At 68.7% G+C, this 3,726-nt stretch carries 3 protein-coding genes; 2 read left to right on the top strand and 1 reads right to left on the bottom strand.

Annotated features, from left to right (window positions below):
* Positions 1 to 631: 631 nt before the first annotated feature.
* The gene (locus ACFYOB_RS41475; protein WP_388570247.1) at positions 632 to 1,156 is read right to left on the bottom strand and encodes a PadR family transcriptional regulator; all 525 of its coding nucleotides are present in this window, start codon (positions 1,154 to 1,156) and stop codon (positions 632 to 634) included.
* A 110-nt stretch (positions 1,157 to 1,266) separates the two neighbouring features.
* Here ACFYOB_RS41475 and ACFYOB_RS41480 point away from each other — a divergent pair, with 110 nt between their 5' ends.
* Positions 1,267 to 2,682, top strand: coding sequence for an MATE family efflux transporter (locus tag ACFYOB_RS41480; protein WP_388570249.1), 1,416 nt, complete (start codon positions 1,267 to 1,269; stop codon positions 2,680 to 2,682).
* A 360-nt stretch (positions 2,683 to 3,042) separates the two neighbouring features.
* Positions 3,043 to 3,408: a hypothetical protein gene (locus ACFYOB_RS41485; protein WP_388570252.1), complete on the top strand. Its 366-nt coding sequence runs from the start codon at positions 3,043 to 3,045 to the stop codon at positions 3,406 to 3,408.
* The last annotated feature ends 318 nt before the right edge of the window (positions 3,409 to 3,726 follow it).

Below are 3,726 nucleotides of genomic sequence, written 5' to 3' on the forward strand. Positions count from 1 at the left end.
GCCCCCATACTGGGCGTATTCGGGCGTTCCGACAACGCGGCGAGGTGCCGTAGCCGGCGTCGTGCGCCCGCCGGGGATTACGGGACAGCCCTTAGTTGAGGAAATCTCACCCTATCCGGGCGTGCGGACCCGCGCTCCGCCAGCAGCCGCCAATCGGTGGCCGGAATCAAACGTCCACCCGACAGCCCTCCACCTCGCAGCCATCAGCCGGCAACTGTCACCCGGACGACGTCGCCCACCCGATCCAAGAGCGTGCCCAGCACCTGTACATCGCCGGGCTCGCCACCATCAGCGGGACTTGGGTGAGCGGGGTGAAGCGAGCGCGCCGAGCGTCATCGGCCAGGGCCGTACCGTCGCGCGAGGGCCGGGGCGGACAACGCGCCGGCGGCCCCGCCCAGCGCGCCGACCCCAAAGGCCGCGCCGAACACGGTCGCACCCATCTCCAGCCGCCTCCGAGCTGGTGGTCGAGTCCCCGCTGAGACGAGACCTCGCCTACGGCGACCGCACGGACCTCGTCGAGGAGTTCCAGGCGAGCGTCCTGGCCTACAACGTCACCCGTTTTTCCGCCCCGCGCCCACGGGCGTCCCGCCGCACTCCACCCCCTGGAGGGATGGGCGCCGGCGCCGGGTGCTCAGCCCTCCAGGCTGCCGATTGCCTCGGCCAGCCACTTCTTCTCCTCGGTGCTGGTGGCGCGAGCGATGCGAAGCATGCCCTGCCGGAAGAGATCCGGCGCCTCCTCGGCCCGTACGGGCTCGCCGTCGCGGTAGAAGAAGCTCGCTGGGATGTCGAGGAAGGTCTGCCGACGGCGCAGGACCGCAGCCTGCTCGGCACGGTCCGGGAGATGGTGCAGGAACGCGAGCAGGGTGAAGAAGCGCTGCCCATCAGTGATTTCGGCTTCCTTGGGGTGTCGCAACCGGGCCAGCAGTTCGGCGCGACCCGCCTCGGTGAGGGACAGGATCCGGCGGGGCGCGGCACCGCTTCCAGGTTCGGTGCGCTGCTCGACCAGACCCGCTTTCACCAGCCGGGAGATGGCCGGGTAGAGCGCCCCGTCACTTACCGGGCGGATGTGGCCACTGAGGCCCTGGATACGAGCTTTCATCTCGTATCCGTGCAAGGACTCCTCGAAGAGGAAACCCAGAATCGACAGCTCCAGCATGCCCCGAGCCCCTTCCTGCACCTGTCAGCGCGCTTGCCCGTCCCGTCGCGTCATGCTATCTCTTCTCGCTGTACCTCGATTAGAGGTACAGCGAAAAGAGGGGCACAGTCATGGGGGAAGCGGAACACCGGCGCCGACTGGTGTCGCTCGCGTATCCGGTCTACTTCGAGCTTCTCGCGGGGGTCACGGCCGCGATCATCAACATGGTCTGGGTGGCACGGCTCGGCGCGGACGCTGTCGCCGCGGTGGCTGTCGCGACGAATGTCGAGAACCTGCTGCTCGGCGTCATCCTCGTCGCCGGCTCGGGCACGACTGTGCTCGTCGCGCGAGCCAGGGGAGCGGGGGATTCGGCAGCGATGCGCTCGGCCGTGCGCGGCGGATGGGTCCTGTGGGCGCTCGTAACACCCTTGGTCGCCATCGGTGGATACCTGTGCCGTGAACCGCTCGCCCACCTCGTGCTCGGCGGCAGCGGCGGCGACTCGCTGCCCCTCGCTACCGGCTATTTCTCGATCGCATTGCCAGGAATCGCGGTGTTCTTCGCCACCAACGTCGTCGACGGCATTCTCAAAGGTGCGGGCGACACCCGCACCCCGATGAAGCTCGCGATCCTCGCGAACGGACTGATCCTCGGGCTGGATCCCTTGTTCATCCTGGGGTTCGGCCTCGGGGTGCGCGGGGCGGCGATCGCCACTGTGCTGGGCCGGACGGTCGCGCTCATTTGCGGCTTCGTGGCGCTGCACCGCAACGACGTACTGCGACAGGCCGCCCAGACAGCCCATGCGGCCCAGGCAGTCCAGGCGGCCCCGAATCGGACCGGTTCGCTCAGCGCCGATGCGCGCAGGACGGCTGCGACCGGCCTTCCCATGTCGGCCGACTTCGTCGTGCGGATGGTGGGGGCGCTCGCACTCGTCGCCATCGTCGCCCGGATCGGCGTCGGCGAGGTCGCCGCGTACGGGGTCGCGACGAAGGCGATGTACGTCGCGACGATGGCCTTCTACGCGGTACGCCAGGCTGCCGCCATTCGCACCGCCCACCTGCTCGGTGCCGGACATGACGAGCGGCGTGCCATCGGACGACAGGCACTGCTTCTCGCCGGAGCACTCGGGGTCACGGCCATGCTGACGCTGCTCGCCACCGGGCCGTGGGTCATGCGGGCCTTCGGCAGCGGGGGAGAGGTAGCCGAGGCGGGGGCCCTTTATCTGCGCTGCCTGGGGCCGTACTTGGTGCTCCTCGCTTGCTTCATCGCGCTGGGCGGGGTGTTCGAGGGCAGCGGCGGCAGCCCGGCCCTCGCGCGGATCACCTCATGCGGTGTGGCACTCCAACTCGCGCTTGCATACAGCCTGTCGGGTTCGGGGCTCCCGGGCATCTGCCTGTCCATGGCGCTGTCCATGGCACTTCAGTGCGCAGCCATCACCAGGATGTATCGGCGTACGGAACGTCCGACAGCCGCTGACTGCGACAACGTTCGGCTGAAGATCTCCGTCACAGAGCCAGACAGCCCTTCAGCCGACAATCGACTCGCGTGACGCCGCCGGGTCCCGTCAAAACCAGCGTGCGGAACCGGATGAGGACTCGGCGGACGAACCAGGTGAACCCCGCCCGCAGGCTGCTGGCAGCTCCTCGTGGTCGGGGCGTTGGAGTCGCAGGCTCTCCGTCAAGAGGGCCAGGGCAGAGACGGTGGCGCGGGGTGTGGGCGTGGAGGACGTGCCCCGCTCGCCAAACCGGCGGGAACCGCGCCAATCATCGGCAACGGCTTTAAACTGCCGCAGAGTTATGCCCAAAAGGTGACTTTCTGTAGCTTGATCTGGTCGGATAGCAATGACACGGCGCCTGGCACGGCCTGCCGACGGTCGGCGGCGATCCCAGTGCGCCGAGAGGAATGTCTCGTGATCCGCACCCGTTATGCCGCCGCTCTGGCCACCATGGCCGCTACCGCCCTCGCGATCACCGCGAGCCCCGCCTCAGCGGCACCCGGTGACACGCTCACCATGTGCTCCAGCACGCTCACTCCGGACGGCTGGGTCGATGCCCAGTGGTGGAACAGCGGCGGCTGCGGTTCCGGCTTCACGCCCAACACCAAGCAGATCAAGGACCTCAGAGGCTACCCGGTCGGCACCCAGGTCAACGCCTGCGCGTCCACGTGGCCGCCCGCCGGCTGGACCATCACCAGCACTTACTACTCGAGCGGCTGCCGCTACTCAGCCGTCCCCAGCTTCAACCCCAACACCTGGACCCTGAAGCGCACCTCCTGACCTCGCGCCGGGCGTTGTAGTCGACCTCCACTGTCGGCTGCGGCGCTCGGTTGCCCGGAGAGGGCGGTACGAGCGTCTTCGGCCGGGGTTCGCCGGGCGCGGGCCCCTGGTTTCCCGGCCGGAGAGGCGCCTATGAGGTGACTCGTCCCATAGGGCCCACGTCACATACGAGCCGGGCTAGTAGCCTGCCAAGGGCCCGGTACCGCTGCTTCGTACCGGCTCCCACCTGCACGGATCCGTTCGGGCCCTTTGGAGCGGTGCGGGTGGCCGACTGCGAGGGTGTCTAGTAGGCGGGGTCGTTGCCAGGGGGTCGGGGCG

The organism is Streptomyces sp. NPDC006463, assembly GCF_042870715.1.
Classification (GTDB): Bacteria; Actinomycetota; Actinomycetes; order Streptomycetales; family Streptomycetaceae; genus Streptomyces.